The organism is Roseibium sp. Sym1, assembly GCF_027359675.1.
In the GTDB taxonomy this organism is placed as follows: domain Bacteria; phylum Pseudomonadota; class Alphaproteobacteria; order Rhizobiales; family Stappiaceae; genus Roseibium.
Genome location: NZ_CP114786.1, coordinates 4,748,286 through 4,764,123, shown reverse-complemented (window position 1 = coordinate 4,764,123; position 15,838 = coordinate 4,748,286). Strand labels below are relative to the sequence as shown.

Here is a 15,838-nt window from a genome sequence, read left to right as displayed (position 1 = left end):
CATTACTCCAAACTCAGCTCAGGCCAAGCCCCGCGATCGGGTCTGACAAGGTGCCCCCGGAAATCAGGCCGGCGAGGACCGCGACGATGGCGGCCGCAACCAGCCCGTCTATGCGGTCCATGATGCCGCCATGTCCGGGAATGAGCCTGCTGGAATCCTTGACCTCAAACCGGCGCTTTATGGCCGATTCCAGGAGATCACCCGCCTGGGAGACAATGGAAAGAACGGCAGCCAGCAGGGCCCAGGCCAGAAGGTTGTTCTCGCCGGTCACATAGGCGACACCTGTTCCGAAGATCGTGGCAAGCACAAGACCGCCGGTCGCGCCGGACCACGTCTTCTTGGGCGAGACCCGTTTCCAGAGCTTCGGCCCCCCGAGAGCACGGCCCGTGAAATAGGCGAAGATGTCGGTTGCCCAGACCACAAACAGAAGAAAGAACGTGACGACAAGGCCATTGCTGCCATCCCGCAAGGCCAGGAACGAAAAGAGGGCCAGACCACTGTAGATGGTGCCTTCCACGCCCCAGCGGCCCGATTTGGAAAATCCGCTGATTGCGAAAACGGCAAACGCCCCCAACAGCATGACACCAAGGCCGATCTCCGGCTGTCCGGCCACGTGCAAGACTGCTAGAGCCACCAGCCCCCCCTGTCCGGCAAGCGATGCCGCCGACTTCAGTGGCGTTCCGGTAATGGTGAACCACTCCCACAGGAACAGCATTGTCACGACCAGCATGAGCAGGCTGAAGACGATCCCGCCCAGGTAGGCGAGACCAAGAACGAGCGGCCCCAGAACCAGTGCGGACGCCAGTCTCACTCCCAGGTCGGACATTTTTTTCGAGGGGGGATCTTCCTGTGCCATGATGCCAGCCAGACGTCAGAACGTCTTGGCGCTCAGGCCACCATATCGCCGCTCACGCGCGCCGAAACAGTCGAGTGCCTGATCAAACGCGGCTTCGTCGAAGTCCGGCCACAGTTGATCGCAGAAATAGAATTCGGAATAGGCCGCCTGCCAGAGCAGAAAATTCGACAGCCGCATTTCGCCGCTCGTGCGGATAATGAGATCAGGATCGGGCAGACCGCTTGTGTCCAGAGCCCCGGCAATGGCGCTTTCGGTGACGTCTTCGGGACGCATTTCCCCCGCCGCCACCTTTTCCGACAAGGCCTGCGCGGCGCGCACGATCTCGTCCCTGGAGCCGTAGTTGAACGCAACCACCAGCTCAAGACCGGAATTGTCGCGTGTCAGCTCCTCCGCCTCCTGCAGAAGCGTGAGGATACCCTTGTCCAGATCTTTTCGCCCGCCAATGATGCGAATGCGCACATTGGCTTCATGCAGTTCGCTCAGGTCCCGTTGGACGAAGCGGCGCAGCAGCCCCATCAGGAAGGACACTTCCGTTTCCGGGCGGCTCCAGTTCTCCGAGGAAAAACTGTAGATAGTGACGACTTCGACACCGACCTTGCCGGCATGGCGGATAATCTTGCGTAGCGTTTCAAGCCCTTGCCGATGTCCTTCCGTCCTTGGCAGACCGCGTGCTGTCGCCCAGCGTCCGTTGCCATCCATGATGAAGGCAACATGACGCGGCAGCTTGGCGACGGTATCGTCCGTCGCTTGCGCTTGCAGGTCGCGGTCCGGGCTGACGCTCATTTGCTCTCCCAATTCACAGGGTCAGGTCCGGAACGATCAGACCTGAGAAATTTCCTGTTCTTTCTTTTCGAGCATCGCATCGACTTCGCCGATCATCTGGTCGGTGAGCTTCTGCACCTCGTCGGAGGCCACCCGGCTGTCATCCTGGGAGATCTCGCCGTCCTTTTCGGCCTTCTTGGCGTCGTCCATGCCGTCGCGGCGCACGTGACGGATCGCCACCTTGGCATTTTCGGCATATTTGTGAGCGACCTTGATCAGCTCCTGGCGGCGTTCCTGGTTGAGCTCGGGAATCGGCAGACGCAGCAGCTGGCCATCGACGACCGGGTTGAGACCCAGGTTCGATTCGCGGATCGCCTTTTCAACAGCGGCCACCATGGACTTGTCCCAGACCTGGACCGCAAGCATGCGCGGCTCGGGAACGGAGACCGTTGCAACCTGGTTGATCGGCATGGCCTGGCCATAGGCATCGACGGAAATCGGGTCCATCATGGAAGCGGACGCGCGGCCTGTCCGCAGGCCGGCAAATTCGGTCTTCAACACCGACAGAGCTCCCTGCATTCGGCGCTTGAGATCGTCCAGGTCCACACCTTCTACCGACATTTTTTCCTCACTGTATTTTTGCTTGGCGAATTCGGGTCGCTTCGGAACCGGACCGTGTCCAGCGCGCGTGGGTCATATCCTAAGCACGACCCGGTCCAGGTTTTCAACAGACCCGAGAGTCTCGGCGCGCGCCAACATGGCATAAACGTGCCGAAACACAAGAGCTTGTGCCGGGAATGAGCCTAAATCTTTCAGTCACCCACGACTGTGTAGGTACCGGTCTCCTGAAGGACGCTGACAAGCGCTCCGGGCGAATGGATCGAAAACACGATAACCGGAATGGAATTGTCGCGCGCCAGCGCAATGGCGGTTGTGTCCATGACTTTCAGGTTGCGCGTGATGACTTCCTCGTAGCCGAGTGTCTCATAGCGCTCGGCATCGGGATTGACCTTGGGGTCCTCCGAGTAGACGCCGTCCACCTGCGTGCCCTTCAGGAAGGCGTCGCATTTCATTTCCGCCGCGCGCAGGGCCGCACCGCTGTCCGTGGTGAAGAACGGGTTGCCGGTGCCGCCGGCAAAGATGATCACATCGCCATCTTCCATGTAGCGGTCGGCAACACGCTGGGAGAACGTCTCGCAGATGGACGGGACGGAAACCGCCGACAGGACACGGGCATTGACCTTCAGGCGGCGCAGGGCATCGGCCAGGGTCAGGCTGTTCATGATGGTCGCGAGCATGCCCATGTGGTCGCCGGTGACCCGGTTGCCACCCTTGGCCGCCACGGCTACACCGCGGAAGATGTTGCCCCCGCCGACGACGACGCCGACTTGGGCGCCGAGGGCCACCGCGTCGGCAATTTCCTTGGCGATCCTTTGCACGATGGCCGGGTCAATTCCAAAAGCCTGCGAGCCCATCAGCGCCTCGCCGGAGAGTTTCAGAAGGATCCGTTTCCAGCGCAAGGAATTCGTCATGGGTGCACCCTTTAAAAATTGTCTTTCTAAAAAAAAAGCGCCGGACTTGCCGGCGCTTTCTTCGGAGCTTACTGCCCGGTGGCGGCTGCCACCTCTGCGGCGAAGTCTTGCTCTTCCTTCTCGATCCCCTCGCCGAGGGCGAAGCGGACAAAGCCGGAGAGTTTGACGTCGGTGCCGAGTTCCTTCGCGAGCGCCTCGACGGCCTGTTCAACCGTTTGATCCGGGTTGATGACAAAAGCCTGCTTCACGAGGGTAACTTCCTCGTAGAATTTGCGCAAACGGCCTTCCACCATTTTCTCAATGATGTTTTCCGGCTTGCCGGACTCGCGGGCCTGCTCGGAGAACACCGTCTTTTCACGCTCGACCACGGCCGGGTCCAGCTCGTCGGTGCTCAGCGCCAGCGGGCTGGTCGCGGCAACGTGCATGGCGATCTGCCGGCCAAGCGCGTCCAGCTTGCCCTTGTCGCCGGAAGATTCCAGGGCGACCAGAACACCGATCTTGCCGAGGCCTTCAACGACCTTGCCGTGGATATAGGTGGAAACGACACCTTCATTCGCGCTCAGAACCGCGGAGCGGCGCAGGGTCATGTTCTCACCGATGGTGGCGATCGCGTCGGTGATGGCGTCGGTGACCGGCTTGCCGCCAAGGTCGGCGGCAGCAACGGCCTCAACCGAACCGTCGGTGCCGACGGCTACCTGGGCAACCTTGGAGACCAGCTCCTGGAAGCCTTCGTTGCGGGCGACGAAGTCGGTTTCGGAATTCAGCTCGATCACGGCAGCCTTGCTACCGTCGGCAGCCACACCGACCAGACCTTCAGCGGCCACACGGCCAGCCTTCTTGGCAGCCTTGGCCAGGCCCTTGGTGCGCAGCCAGTCGACAGCCGCTTCCATGTCACCGCCGGATTCGTTCAGGGCGGTCTTGCAGTCCATCATGCCAGCGCCGGATTTCTCGCGGAGCTCTTTTACCATCGCAGCGGTAATGCTCATCGATTGCCTCGTGCATGGGGGGTTTCAGATGAGACACGGTTTAGCCGATGGCTTTCCGCGCCTTTATGACGGGACTGCAACAATTTGCAGCCCGCCTTGCGAATTCAACATAAATCTGCCGCGCGGGACGCGGCAGAGATATTTCTTAGGCCTGAGCCGGTGCGGCTTCAGCTTCAGCTTCAGCGGGTGCTGCTTCGGCAGGAGCTTCTTCAGCCGGAGCTTCTTCGGCGGTTTCCGCCAGAGCTTCTTCAACCGGAGCTTCGTCCGATGCGCCGATATCCATGCCGGCTGCGCCCTGGGCGCGGGAAATGCCGTCAATGGCGGCACGGGCGATCAGGTCGCAATAGAGCGAAATCGCGCGGCCGGCGTCGTCGTTGCCCGGCACCGGGTAGGTGATGCCGTCCGGATCGGAGTTGGAATCGAGGATCGCGGCGACCGGGATGCCCAGACGGCGGGCTTCCTGGATGGCGATGGATTCACGGTTGGTGTCGATCACGAAGATCAGGTCCGGGATACCGCCCATGTCCTTGATGCCGCCCAGGTTCCGCTCGAGCTTTTCACGCTCGCGGTCCATGAACAGGCGTTCTTTTTTCGTCAGGGCGTTGGCAGCGTCGGAGGACAGGGTCTCTTCCAGCTTGCGCAGGCGCTGAATGGACTGGGAGATGGTCTTCCAGTTGGTCAGCATGCCGCCGAGCCAGCGGGCGTTGACAAAGTACTGCGCGGAGTTCCGTGCGGACGATGCAACAGCTTCCTGGGCCTGGCGCTTGGTGCCGACGATCAGAACGCGGCCACCACCGGCAACCGTGTCGGACACGGCTTTCAGAGCCTGGTGCAGAAGCGGAACGGTCTGGGACAGATCCATGATGTGAACGTCGTTGCGCACACCAAAGATGAACTGACCCATGCGCGGGTTCCAGCGGTGTTTCTGGTGACCAAAGTGCACACCAGCTTCGAGCAGCTGGCGCATGGTGAAATCGGGCAATGCCATGGCCCTTATCTCCTGAGTTTTCCGGTTTGACCTCCGCAAGAGGATGTGGACCGGAGGAGATGTTCCTCGCGGGCACCGGATGGACCCCGATAAGCTCAGGTTCCGCCCCTTGCGTGTGGAATGCGCGCCTTATAGTGGGGTCACAATTTTATTTCAAGGCCCAAGAACCGGTTTTATTGCGGAATGAAGCGGCTTGCGCCGCACTTGCGGGTCAGCCGCTGAGCATCTGCCTTTTCGAGCGACCTCGTTCGGAGCATCCCTTTCCGGACAGGCGATGCGGCACATCAGGTGCCATTTGACACAAGTCAAAGGCAAGATCGTCATAAATTCATATATTCGTATTTATGAATTAATGGAGGCTATGATGACCCTAGACTGGAAAATTGGAGGTTTGACACTTGGTGTGGTCTTCTTCCTCGCCGTCCTGCTTGTCAAACCCATCGGTGTTTCAACACAATTCGTGATCCTCGACGGCATCCTTTGGGACGCCGTCGATCCCGCCGTCGTCACGCAAACGGAAGACGGATACACATCGACGAACGCCTATCTCGCCAAGTCCGGCGGCAAGTATGCCAAGTCTGTATCCAATCCCGTGAACTACAGTTTTGTCTTCGTTCTGGCGATGATTGCCGGGGGCGCCCTCTCGGCCTGGCTCCGCGGCGGTGTCGGCGCGCAGGAACGCAAGGTGTCAGAACTCTGGCGGGCGAATTTCGGCGACAGTGCTCTCAAGCGCTATGCAGCGGCTTTTGCCGGCGGTTTCATCGTGATCTACGGCGCACGTCTGGCCGGGGGATGCACGTCCGGACACATGATGTCCGGCATGATGCAGACAGCCCTGTCCGGCTATCTGTTTGCCGCCGGTGCCTTCGCAGCCGCGGTGCCGACCGCGATGATGCTCTACAAAGAGGAGGTTTGAGCCATGGAAATCGTACTTGCTCTGTTGATTGGCGGCGCTTTCGGCGCAGTACTGGACCGGATCGGCGCATCCGATCCGAACGTGATCGGACGCATGCTCAATCTCACCAACCTGAAACTCATGAAGGCCATTCTCCTGGCAATCGGCACGGGTTCGGCGCTAATGTTCGGCGGACAGATGCTGGGCCTTGTCGATGTCGGCCACATGTCGGTCAAAACGGCCTATCTTGGCGTTCTCTTCGGCGGATTGCTGCTTGGGGCAGGCTGGGCGCTCGCCGGCTATTGTCCCGGCACAGGTCTCGTCGCTGCGGGTGCGGGACGCCGTGACGCCTTCGCCTTCATCGCGGGCGGACTTCTGGGGGCGGCCGCCTACATGATCAGCTACCCGGCCGCCAAGTCTCTCGGCATCCTTGACCCGATTCTCGGTGGCAAGACGACACTTGGGTCCGTTCCCGGCACCGACTACGCGGCCTTGACCGGCCTGCCGGGTGACATTCTCGGGATCGTGCTGGGTGTCGCCTTCGTGGTTGTCGCGTTTCTGTTGCCGGACTGGATTGTCCGCAGAGACACCCGCCTGCCTGCGGAATAAACCCGACCTCATCGCACGCGCTGCCGGCGTGTGCGATGAGGCAACCTGATTGCCAAGATGCCCGCAAAGTCTGTGGAACCCCGCCTGAACAGCTTTCCCTGTTGACGCCCTGCCCGCCTCTTTCTACCTGTTTGGTGCACAATCTCGTCAACCAGGATTCCGAACGTGACCACCAAGGGCATCAATCACCTGGGCCTTACCGTCCGCGACCTCGACCGGACCACCGCGTTTTTCACCGATGTGCTCGGCTGGAAGCTGCTGGCCCGGGACGACGGATACCCCCGCACAACCGTGTCGGACGGCACCGCGCGTTTCACGCTTTGGCAGGCGGACAAGTCCGGGCCGATGACGGCGTTCGACCGCAAGAGCAACATCGGCCTGCATCACGTTGCCCTCGAAGTCGGCTCGGAGGACGAACTCAACGAACTCGCCGGAAGGGTGCGGGACTGGCCGGGGATCACGATGGAGTTCGAACCGGAACCACTTGGCGGCGGACCGCGCAAGCACATGATGTTTTACGAGCCCGGCGGCATCCGGCTGGAAATCATCTGGCCCGCCGGCCAGTGACCGCTCCGGACATGGCCGGTTTGAAGCCTAGTCGGGCCTGACAAGCGTCGGCACGCCGAGATTTTCGATCAGCCGGGTCGTTTCCCGGTGCACCAGGGAAATGTTGCTGTCGCGCACCGTCGGCAGCATCGCCCTTGCCTTGCGCGTATCGGCATAGTCCAGCCTGGCGGCAATGAGCTCCTCCCCGTCTCCCGCTTGCGCCACGACCTGACCGAAGGCGTTCAGAATACGTGAACCGCCCCAGAAAGTCAGAACACCCTCCCGTCCGACCCGGTTGGCCATGGCAACGGGCGCGCCGTACATCATGGCGTAGAAATGCAGCGTCGTTGCCCAGGAGCGCGGATTGTCGAAATCCTCGCCGACCGCTTCGCGCCCGCTCGAGACCGGAGCCACCAGCATGGTCGCGCCATGCAGAAAAGCGAGATGCGCCAGCGCAGGATTGTAGAGGTCGGCGCAGATCAGGAGCCCCGCCTTCCAGTCCTCGCAGACCGTATGGATGTCGACAAACCTGCCGAGGGAATAGAACTTGGTTTCCACCAGCCGCCCGTAGGAGGGAATGTTGATCTTGCGGTGGATGTAGCGCAGCGTCCCGTTCCTGTAGACGCCGGCGGAATTGTAGAACTGCGCGCCCGGCCCTTCCTCGATGAACCCGACGACGATTTCCATGTCGCCCGCCGCGCGGCTAAGCGCGCACAGCCGCGCATCGCGAGACGTCATCGCCACGTCGAGGAGCTGTTCGGCGCCATCGTGCCCAACCAGAGAAAGCTCCGGAAACAGCAGCATGTCCGCTGCCGCCGACCGTGCCCGGTCGATGAAATCCAGATGCTTGTCGAGATTGGAGGCTATGTCACCGGTCGCACTGGCGACCTGTGCCACGGCGAGTGTCAGGAAACGCGGCACGGACACCTCCGGCGGGCCGACACTGGACAGTCCGGGTCAAAGGACACGGTCGAGCAACGTGTCGCTGTAGGGATAGCGCGACATCTTCGCGATGCCGGTTTCCGTGATCACCACCTGCTCTTCCAGCTTGACCCCGTCCATGGCGTCCACTTCGCCGATATAGCTTTCCACCGACACCACCATGCCCGGTTCCAGCACGCCGTCCCTGGAGTATTTGTCGAAGTCACCCTGGTGTGCGACCAGGGGCGTTTCGCCATGCAAGCCCACACCGTGAATGATGGACGGATAGCGGCGATCATAGAAGCGCTCCGGGATCTTCCAGGCTTGGCCGGCAAGCTCCCGGTAGCTCAATCCCGGCCTCAGAAGATCCATGTTGTAGTGGATCTGGTCGTAGGCCATCCGGTAGAGCTCCTTCTGGTAGGCGCTCGGCCGGCCCGGACCGGCATGGAAAGTGCGCGAGAAATCGCAGTAATAGCCGTGGCAACCGATCGTGTCCGTGTCGAGCGCGATCAGCTCGCCCGGCCGCACCGGCCGGTCACTGGCCTCGTTGAACCACGGATTCGTGCGCGGACCGGAATTGAGCAGCCGCGTCTCGATAAATTCCCCGCCCTGGCGGATGACATTGCCGTAAAGCACGGCAAAAAGCTCGTTTTCCGTGACCCCGGGCTTGATCGCCTGTTCAACTTCGTAGACGGCCGCTTCCGTACCCGCGACCGACTGGGCCAGGCACGCAATTTCCTCCGGTGTCTTGATCCGCCGGCAATGAAGCGTGTCCTGCATGCAATCGACCGCCCTAAGGCCTTCCGCTTCCAGAGACCGGACCAGGTTCACCGCCGCCCGGTCGAGACCGACCTTGGTGTTGCCGCCGGCATGCGCGCGCACCAGTTCGGCGATTTCCGCACCGAACGGATCGGAGGACTGGCCGTCCCGCTGGTTTACCGCCGACCAGACCACCTTCGACACCCGGTGTTCGTCGATGGTCTCCAGCCACATGGAGACATGCTCGCTGCCCGGATATTCGAACAGGATGATCGGTCCCTGCACCGGCACATAGATGTAGCGTGTGGAATTGCGCAGGAAATAGCCGAACATGTTGCGCGAACCGGTGGCATAACGCTGGTTGTTCGGGTCGAACAGGACCAGGGCCGCATAATCCTCCTCCACCATCATCGCCCGCAGACGCGCCAGCCGCCCGGCCCGCAGCTGGCGAGGCTCGAAGGCCTGCGGGATCGGATCCGTGTTGCCGGTCGGGGCCGACGGCACAACCGGGATTGTGGCCGGTTCGCAATCTGTCAGGGTTTCGCTTTCAACAATGCTCACGCCTTCGTTCCTTCTTCCGGTTTGCGCAAGGGATGGCCGCTGCCTCAATCCGCGAGACTGTCCGTGCGGACAACATCCTTCTTCAGCATCTCTTCGTGGATCGGCGCCATCCGGCCGAAAATGGCGCGGGCACGTTCCGGCCGGCCGATGAAGCCGGGTTCGCGGGCATAGGCGAAGATCACGGTGTGCCGTTCGCGTTCGCCCTCGACCGGGCTGACCCGGTGGAGCGAATTGCGGCCGAAGAAGATCTGCAGGTCACCGGGCGACAGTTCCAGCATCTTCAGGGCCGTGTGGTCACCATCGAGAATCCGCTGAACGCCCTCGAAGTTCTCTCCCTGCGGACCGCGGATGCCGGGCGCATACTGAAAGATACCGCCTGCGAGCGGCTTGCGCGTCTGCATCGAGACGATGAAGTCGTTGCTGTCGAAATGCCAGGGATGCTGCCGTCCCTCCTTCAGGACGTTGATGACGAGATCCGCCAGCGGATCGGCGAATTCGTGGATCTCCGGCTCGCCCACGACCGCGGCGATGAAAGCCTTGAAGGCGGCATCGTGATAAATGGTGCGGACGATTGTATCCGGTGCGATTCGATCGCCTGCGACAAAACCGTTGGTCCTGTCGTCGAACCGGTTCTTGGGATGCGCCGGCGGCAGGCCCGGATCGGCGGCGGAATTGTAGGGATTTGTCTCCGTCTCGTTGATATGCGCGTTGGGGGACAACCGTTCCGTTTCGGCTTCAAGCCGCTCCAGCATGGATGGCAACACGAAGTCCTTCAGGACCACACAGCCGTCACCGGCCAGTTGCCGGCGGCAGGTGGCCACCAGCTGCTGTCCCGCCGCGGTTTCCAGCCTGTCGACCGGGTAGCGCGCCAGGTCGATACAATCCTCCAGGCTGAACTTGAATATCTGCGTCTCGCTCATCAGCACCGTCTCCTTCGGTTCGGGCGACCTCATCTTGAAGCCGACCGTAGAAGACCTTTTTCGATGCGGGAAACGAGTTATTGATATTCTTTCTATGAGTAATTTTAATAGATAAATGGACAGCGATCTTCTCAAGGCCTTTGTCACCGTTGCCGACACGGGCGGCTTCAGTGCAGCCGCCAAATTGCTCAACCGCACCCAGTCGGCGGTCAGCCTGCAGATCAAGCGGCTGGAAGAGCATCTTGGCACCCGTCTCTTCACCCGCACGAGCCGAACCGTGGCGCTTACGCCCGGCGGCACCAGGCTTCTGCCTTTCGCACGCCAGCTGCTCAGCCTGCAGCAGGACGCCCGGACGGCCCTGAACCGGGACACGCCGCTCGAGCGCATCCGCTTCGGCCTGACGGAAGAACATGCGGCCGCGTACCTGCCGATCCTGCTGGCGAAACTCGCGCGGACCCATCCGGAGGTACAGGTCGAGGTTGTCTGCGACATTTCCTCAACGCTCGTGGAGCAGTTCCGGGAGGGCAAGCTGGATCTGGTGCTGGCCGTCAGGCATCAACCGACCCGGACCGGCCGTGTCCTGGGAGTGGAGCCGATGATCTGGGTGGCACATGAGACCTTCGACCTTGGCGATGGCATGGACCTGCCCCTGGCGCTCAATCCCGACGGCTGCATCTTCAGGGCGCATGCCCTGGCCGCGGTCGGGCGAACCGGGCGGCCCTGGCGGGAACCCTATGTCAGCCAGTCTCCCACCGGCGTCAACGTCCCGGTGCAGGCCGGCCTGGCGATCACGGTCAAGACACCGCGCAGCATTCCGTCCGGCTGCTGCGATATCGGCAGCCGATTCGGCCTGCCCGCCCTCGGGCTGGCGGAAATCGAGCTGCATGTGTCTCCGGCCCGCATTAGCGACGCCTTCCAGGATCTGGTGCGACTGGTGGAAACGCATTGTCGTGCAGGCCAGGCAGGAAAACGTCCCGCGGAGGGCCATGTTGCGTCTGGCGCCTGAAGCAACCGGGAACGCAAGCGCTGCACTTCGGGACAAGACATTCCGCCGAGCAGGGCCCTGGCAAGATCGATCACCGGCCCCCTGTCAAAATCGCCTTCGCCTCGGCATGACAGGATTTGCCGATACGGTTGGACCAGGCATAAAGACAGGCCAGTATACGGTCCGTCGCCGAGCCGACTCCGCCGCAGTAAGTCTTGATATCCCCGGCGCAGACCCGCCTCAATTGGGTGTCCCCGGCCGATCCCTTCAGGCTGTTCAGGCTGGAAGGCACCATTTTCCTGAAGGTGCCGCTGCTGGTGATCTTGGACAGTTCCGGTTTGCAGGTGCCGGAAATCCGGTTGTCATGGGCAAACAGGCAGGCCGAGATTCGGCCACGGCCTTCCGGGACGCCTTTGCACAGGGACGCAACATCGACCTTGCAGGCGGTCATCAGGGAATTGGCCCGCGCCGAACCGGCCGGTGCCGTAGTCAGAGGAATTGCCAGAGCGGCGGCGAGCACCGCCGTGTTGAGAATGCAGGCCATTTGCGCTCACCTTGAAGGTTGCAACGGCCCCCAGCCGACATTTTGTTTTCTGCACGAATTTTAGCGCATCACCCTGCCCTGCGGAAGAACAAGATCCGGACAGACTTTCGCTCCGCCGTCTTTCCCGGTGCACTCACGCCATCTGGACATCCGTCACGCCGGGGACTGCTTTCAGCGCACCGGCGATTTCCGGCGACAGGCGGAACCGGCCCGGCAATTTGACCTCGACCTCACGGGCGCCGTTTTCCAGGAGAACGATCACCGTGACATCGCCCTCCCCGCGCACCTGAAGATGCTTCGTCAGGCTCTGGATCGGGCGTTCATCCCGGACGAAAACGCGCATGCTCTTTTGCAGCCGCGCCGCCATTTGGTCGATCGGGTCGACCTGTTCGATCCGGAGTGAAGGCTCGTCATCGCGCATGTCCGCTCCGACGAGCACCACGACCGAGCGCCCGGCCTGCAGCACGTCCCGGAACTGCTCGAGTTTCTCCCGGAACAGAAGCGCCTCGTATTGGCCGGTGGCATCGGACAGGCGGGCAATGCCCATGCGCATGCCCGTCTTGGTCTTGCGTTCCTGCATGGAAACGACCGTGCCGGCCAAGCGCCCGTGCGATGCACCCTGCTTGACCGCCTCGGCGAACTGGGTCCAGGGCTGCGCCCGCATCTTTTTCAACACGGAGGCATATTCGTCGATCGGGTGGGCGGACAGGTAAAAGCCGATGGCGGCATGTTCGCGCTGCAGCTTTTCCTCGTTGGTCCAGCCATGAACGTCGTCGAGCTGCAACGGCTCCTCGCTGTCGCTGCCGCCGAAGAGCTCGTCCTGGCCGAGCGTCCGGTTTTCTTCCGAGCGCTGCGCCAGCCCCATGATCCGGTCAAGCCCTTCGAAGACCCGGGCCCGGTTTGGCTCCAGCTCGTCGAAAGCCCCGGCCGCCACCAGGTTTTCCAGCGTGCGCTTGTTGAGCGCCCTTGGCGAAATGCGCCGTGCAAAATCGCCGAGGCTCGTGAAGGGCGTATCGCCGCGCATATCAACGATATGCTCCACCGCCTGTTCACCGACGCCCTTGATCGCCCCCATGGCGTACAGGATCTTGCCGTCGGCAACGTCGAAATAGACCTGGGACCGGTTGATCGAAGGCGGCACGATCTCGATGCCCATGCGCCGCGCTTCCTGGCGGAAATCACCGAGCTTGTCGGTGTTGCCGAGATCGAGCGTCATGGACGCGGCCATGAACTCGACCGGGTGGTTCGCCTTCAGCCAGGCGGTGTGATAGGAGACCAGCGCATAGGCGGCGGCATGCGACTTGTTGAAGCCGTAATTGGCGAATTTCGCCACCAGGTCGAAGATCGTTCCGGCCTGGGTTTTGTTGATGCCGCGTTCCACCGCGCCGTCGACGAAGCGGGCGCGCTGCACTTCCATTTCCGCCGCGATCTTCTTGCCCATCGCACGCCGGAGAAGGTCGGCTTCGCCGAGCGAGTAGCCGGAAAGCACCTGGGCGATCTGCATCACCTGTTCCTGGTAGACGATGATGCCGTTCGTCTCCATCAGGATCGGTTCGAGCAGTGGATGCAGGCAGTCCGGATCCTGTTCGCCGTGCTTGACGGCGTTGTAGACCGGGATGTTCTCCATCGGGCCCGGACGGTAGAGCGCCACCAGGGCGATGATGTCCTCGAACCTGTCGGGCTTCATGCCGGCGATGGCACGGCGCATGCCCTGGCTTTCCAGCTGGAACACGCCGAAGGTCTCGCCCCTGGCAAGCATCTGATAGGTCTTCAGATCGTCGATCGGTAGCCCCGCCACATCCACGTTGATGCCGCGGCGCTCGATCAGCTTGACCGCGGTATCAATCACGGTCAGCGTCTTCAGGCCGAGGAAGTCGAACTTCACGAGGCCCGCATCCTCGACCATCTTCATGTTGAACTGCGCCACCGGCATGTCGGAACGCGGATCGCGGTAGAGCGGCACCAACTGCTCCAGCGGCCGGTCGCCGATGACCACGCCGGCGGCGTGTGTCGAGGCGTGGCGGTAGAGCCCTTCCAGCTTCTGCGCCATGCCCAGAAGCCGCTCGACGATTTCCTCTTCCCTTGCGGCCTCGCGCAGGCGCGGTTCATCCTCGATCGCCTGACCGAGCGTGACCGGGTTGGCCGGATTGGCCGGCACCAGCTTGCACAGCCGGTCGACCTGGCCATAGGGCATCTGCAGCACACGGCCGACATCGCGCAGCACCGCGCGCGCCTGCAGCGAACCGAAGGTGATAATCTGAGCCACCTGCTGACGGCCGTATTTTTCCTGGACGTAGCGGATCACCTCTTCACGACGGCTCTGGCAGAAATCGATGTCGAAGTCCGGCATCGACACACGTTCCGGGTTGAGGAAGCGCTCGAACAGGAGCGAGAAACGCATGGGGTCCAGGTCGGTGATGGTCAGCGACCACGCAACCAGCGAGCCCGCGCCGGAGCCACGCCCTGGTCCGACCGGTATGTCGTTGTTCTTCGCCCATTTGATGAAGTCGGCAACGATCAGGAAGTAGCCCGGGAACTTCATCCGTTCGATGATGCCGGTCTCGTAGTCGAGGCGTTCCCAGTAGTCCTTTTCCTCCAGCCCGGGCGCCAGTCCGTGGGCATCAAGGCGCGCCTGAAGGCCCTCACGGGCCTGCCGCTTGAGTTCCTCGGCTTCCGCGCGTTCCGCTTCTTCCGGATCGGCATCGGCCCCAGCGAACCGCGGCAGGATCGGCGCCCGCTTGAGCGGCCGGAAACTGCACCGCCTGGCGATCTCGACCGTCGAGGCAAGGGCTTCGGGCAGGTCCGCGAACAGCGCGCACATCTCCGCGCGGCTCTTGAAATAATGTTCCGGCGTCAGGCGGCGCCGGTCATCCTCGATCAGCACCCGCCCTTCCGAAATGCAGATCAAGGCGTCATGGGCCTCATAATCCTCGCGCTTGGGAAAGAAGGCCTCGTTGGTGGCCACGACCGGCAAATCAAGCTCGTAGGCGAGCGACAGGAAGGCGTCCTCTGTCTTGCGCTCCGCTTCCATGCCGTGGCGCTGGATTTCGACATAGCACCGGCCCGGAAAACGGTCCGCAAGGACTTCAAGGCGGTTCCTGGCGAGATCCTTTCTGCCGGCAAGCAGCGCAGCGCCGACCGGTCCGTTGACCCCGCCGGTCAGAACGATCACACCCTCGGATTTCGAAAAAAGATAGCTGGCGGATACATGCGGCCGCAGTCCGGTTTCGGTATCGAGAAACGCCCGCGAGCTGAGCTCCATCAGGTTGCCGTATCCGGTCTCGTCCATCGCGATGAGCACGACGTCCGCAAGCGCGGGCTCGCCTTTGCGGCTGCTTTCTAAACCGTCGTCGAAAAAGATCGAGAGCTGGCAGGCGGTAATCGGCTGGATCCCCGCGCCCCACGCTTTCCCGGAGAACTCCTGGGCGCCAAACAGGTTGTTGGTATCGGCGATTGCCAGAGCCGGCTGCGCATCGGCCTTTGCCAGGTCCAAAAGCTTCTTGATCGGCAAGGCGCCTTCAAGAAGCGACAAGGCGGAATGCACCCTCAGATGAACATAGCCCGGCCCCCCGGCCCCATTCCGGCCGGCTGCATCCGTTTCAGCGGATAGAGAAGAAACATCGGCGGGACCAGGCATAACGGCACTCACGGCTTGTTCTGAGAATCAGAACCCAAGTGAACCCGGTCCGGAGCCGCCTGTCGAGGCGACAGCAAGGTCGTCCCCGCTGTTCTTTGGATTCGCAACGCCGACCCGTAAACGGGACATGCGCCCCCTCAACAAGCAGCAATTGCGGCACCTGTCAGAGAAGCGATCAATTCATGCAGCGGAGCAGACCTGCAAAGGTATTGTCAATTGACGGAAAAAAGCACGTCGCCCCAAACTGCGAGTGTGGTGCAGAAACAGACGAGAGATCCGAAAGCGGCAAAATCACGAGCGATATGGAACATCACATCCTCCAACCCTTGCTGATTGC

At 61.8% G+C, this 15,838-nt stretch carries 15 protein-coding genes; 4 read left to right on the top strand and 11 right to left on the bottom strand.

Going from position 1 to position 15,838, the window contains the following annotated elements; translation table 11 throughout:
* Positions 1–13 precede the first annotated feature (13 nt).
* The 6 genes from O6760_RS21785 to rpsB all read right to left on the bottom strand — a co-directional run bounded on the left by O6760_RS21785 (position 14) and on the right by rpsB (position 5,124).
* On the bottom strand, positions 14–856 hold the full coding sequence (locus O6760_RS21785) for a phosphatidate cytidylyltransferase (RefSeq protein ID WP_269581777.1): 843 nt from the start codon (positions 854–856) through the stop codon (positions 14–16).
* A 15-nt stretch (positions 857–871) separates the two neighbouring features.
* Positions 872–1,639: an isoprenyl transferase gene (locus O6760_RS21780; protein WP_269581776.1), complete on the bottom strand. Its 768-nt coding sequence runs from the start codon at positions 1,637–1,639 to the stop codon at positions 872–874.
* A gap of 36 nt (positions 1,640–1,675) precedes the next feature.
* The gene (gene frr, locus O6760_RS21775; RefSeq protein ID WP_269581775.1) at positions 1,676–2,239 is read right to left on the bottom strand and encodes a ribosome recycling factor; all 564 of its coding nucleotides are present in this window, start codon (positions 2,237–2,239) and stop codon (positions 1,676–1,678) included.
* 191 nt (positions 2,240–2,430) lie between these two features.
* The gene (pyrH, locus tag O6760_RS21770; protein ID WP_269581774.1) at positions 2,431–3,150 is read right to left on the bottom strand and encodes a UMP kinase; all 720 of its coding nucleotides are present in this window, start codon (positions 3,148–3,150) and stop codon (positions 2,431–2,433) included.
* Positions 3,151–3,218: 68 nt separating this feature from the next.
* On the bottom strand, positions 3,219–4,136 hold the full coding sequence (gene tsf, locus O6760_RS21765) for a translation elongation factor Ts (protein WP_269581773.1): 918 nt from the start codon (positions 4,134–4,136) through the stop codon (positions 3,219–3,221).
* 145 nt (positions 4,137–4,281) lie between these two features.
* Positions 4,282–5,124, bottom strand: coding sequence for a 30S ribosomal protein S2 (rpsB, locus tag O6760_RS21760; RefSeq protein ID WP_269581772.1), 843 nt, complete (start codon positions 5,122–5,124; stop codon positions 4,282–4,284).
* 364 nt (positions 5,125–5,488) lie between these two features.
* On the opposite strand from rpsB, the gene O6760_RS21755 reads away from it, so the two are divergent.
* The 3 genes from O6760_RS21755 to O6760_RS21745 all read left to right on the top strand — a co-directional run bounded on the left by O6760_RS21755 (position 5,489) and on the right by O6760_RS21745 (position 7,195).
* The gene (locus O6760_RS21755; RefSeq protein ID WP_269581771.1) at positions 5,489–6,040 is read left to right on the top strand and encodes a YeeE/YedE thiosulfate transporter family protein; all 552 of its coding nucleotides are present in this window, start codon (positions 5,489–5,491) and stop codon (positions 6,038–6,040) included.
* 3 nt (positions 6,041–6,043) lie between these two features.
* On the top strand, positions 6,044–6,628 hold the full coding sequence (locus O6760_RS21750) for a YeeE/YedE thiosulfate transporter family protein (RefSeq protein ID WP_269581770.1): 585 nt from the start codon (positions 6,044–6,046) through the stop codon (positions 6,626–6,628).
* 165 nt (positions 6,629–6,793) lie between these two features.
* Positions 6,794–7,195, top strand: coding sequence for a VOC family protein (locus O6760_RS21745; RefSeq protein ID WP_269581769.1), 402 nt, complete (start codon positions 6,794–6,796; stop codon positions 7,193–7,195).
* 27 nt (positions 7,196–7,222) lie between these two features.
* Here the strand turns inward: O6760_RS21745 and O6760_RS21740 are convergent, their stop codons facing one another.
* From O6760_RS21740 to O6760_RS21730, 3 genes are all read right to left on the bottom strand, one after another.
* The gene (locus tag O6760_RS21740; RefSeq protein WP_269581768.1) at positions 7,223–8,095 is read right to left on the bottom strand and encodes a nitrilase-related carbon-nitrogen hydrolase; all 873 of its coding nucleotides are present in this window, start codon (positions 8,093–8,095) and stop codon (positions 7,223–7,225) included.
* A gap of 36 nt (positions 8,096–8,131) precedes the next feature.
* Complete coding sequence (locus O6760_RS21735) at positions 8,132–9,391, bottom strand: M24 family metallopeptidase (protein WP_442969933.1); 1,260 nt, start codon at positions 9,389–9,391, stop codon at positions 8,132–8,134.
* 68 nt (positions 9,392–9,459) lie between these two features.
* On the bottom strand, positions 9,460–10,335 hold the full coding sequence (locus O6760_RS21730) for a HalD/BesD family halogenase (RefSeq protein WP_269581767.1): 876 nt from the start codon (positions 10,333–10,335) through the stop codon (positions 9,460–9,462).
* Positions 10,336–10,450: 115 nt separating this feature from the next.
* Here O6760_RS21730 and O6760_RS21725 point away from each other — a divergent pair, with 115 nt between their 5' ends.
* Positions 10,451–11,341: a LysR family transcriptional regulator gene (locus O6760_RS21725; protein ID WP_269581766.1), complete on the top strand. Its 891-nt coding sequence runs from the start codon at positions 10,451–10,453 to the stop codon at positions 11,339–11,341.
* Between the two features lie 70 nt (positions 11,342–11,411).
* On the opposite strand, the gene O6760_RS21720 is transcribed toward O6760_RS21725, so the two are convergent.
* Positions 11,412–11,864: a cysteine rich repeat-containing protein gene (locus O6760_RS21720; RefSeq protein WP_269581765.1), complete on the bottom strand. Its 453-nt coding sequence runs from the start codon at positions 11,862–11,864 to the stop codon at positions 11,412–11,414.
* 133 nt (positions 11,865–11,997) lie between these two features.
* Complete coding sequence (gene dnaE / locus O6760_RS21715) at positions 11,998–15,501, bottom strand: DNA polymerase III subunit alpha (RefSeq protein ID WP_269581764.1); 3,504 nt, start codon at positions 15,499–15,501, stop codon at positions 11,998–12,000.
* Positions 15,502–15,838 lie beyond the last annotated feature (337 nt).